Raw genomic sequence first — 715 nt, 5'->3', positions numbered from 1 at the left:
TCCGAACGCAACTCGCATTATTTCTTCCGATACCCACCATATGAACGTGGATTATAATCCGTTTGAAGGTATTGAAATCACTGGTGAGCCTATTACTGTGCTGTCGAGAGGGGAGTTCGTGATCCGGAATAAGCAATTCGTGGGTACGCCTGGTGTTGGGCAATTCGTGAAACGGAATACCTATCCCTCCGAAACTCTTCAGGTTAAGCCTAAGCAAGATACCGTGAATCAAAGGGGTGCAACACATGTCTGAGCATGCGCAATTTATCCTGGAAAAGCAAAAGCTGGATGGTTTCGTTGCTCAGAAATTTAAGATCGTTGGGGTGAAAGAAGATTTAAGCGGCGCATGGCTGCAATTCGAACACCCTGGCGGTGAAACAGCAACGCTTCATCTGAAGACAGCGAATGCGAGGAAATATTATGCAACACTGCTTATTCGGCAGGGACATGAACAGATTTAAGTTATGATGCCATTCATGTATTCGTAGCCATGGAGCGCAAGCTCTATGGCTATTCTTTTGTCAGGGCGCATATAGTCTTCGCCTAGCAGAAGGGCAATTTTGTCCAGACGGTGATACAAGGTTTGCCTTACGATGAAAAGCTCTTTGGCTGTTTCCTGCTTGGAGCCGCTTAAAGCTAAGTACATTTTTAACGTTTTCAAAAGTTGGCCGTTTCTCTCCCGATCATAGTGGAGGATACGCCCGAGGTATTCTTC

2 protein-coding genes and 1 pseudogene are annotated in these 715 nt (G+C 45.9%); 2 read left to right on the top strand and 1 reads right to left on the bottom strand.

Annotated elements, in window-relative coordinates; all coding sequences use genetic code 11:
• Both AC1DUA_RS39730 and AC1DUA_RS39725 read left to right on the top strand, forming a co-directional pair.
• Positions 1 to 253: pseudogene (locus tag AC1DUA_RS39730) on the top strand (dihydropyrimidinase); the annotation flags it as partial.
• Positions 246 to 461, top strand: coding sequence for a hypothetical protein (locus AC1DUA_RS39725; RefSeq protein ID WP_477504890.1), 216 nt, complete (start codon positions 246 to 248; stop codon positions 459 to 461). The pseudogene AC1DUA_RS39730 and the gene AC1DUA_RS39725, both read left to right, overlap by 8 nt.
• Here AC1DUA_RS39725 and AC1DUA_RS39720 read toward each other — a convergent pair.
• The coding region (locus AC1DUA_RS39720; RefSeq protein ID WP_477504889.1) for a helix-turn-helix domain-containing protein at positions 458 to 715 on the bottom strand (258 nt) is incomplete at its 5' end. The two genes, AC1DUA_RS39725 and AC1DUA_RS39720, sit on opposite strands and share 4 nt — an antisense overlap.

It is taken from the genome of Paenibacillus sp. 01T422 (assembly GCF_056398785.1).
This window is presented reverse-complemented; position numbering and strand designations above follow the sequence as displayed.

Coding starts and splice junctions, on each gene's coding strand:
- AC1DUA_RS39725 (WP_477504890.1), top strand. CDS start 246: ATGTCTGAGCATGCGCAATTTATCCTGGAAAAGCAAAAGCTGGATGGT.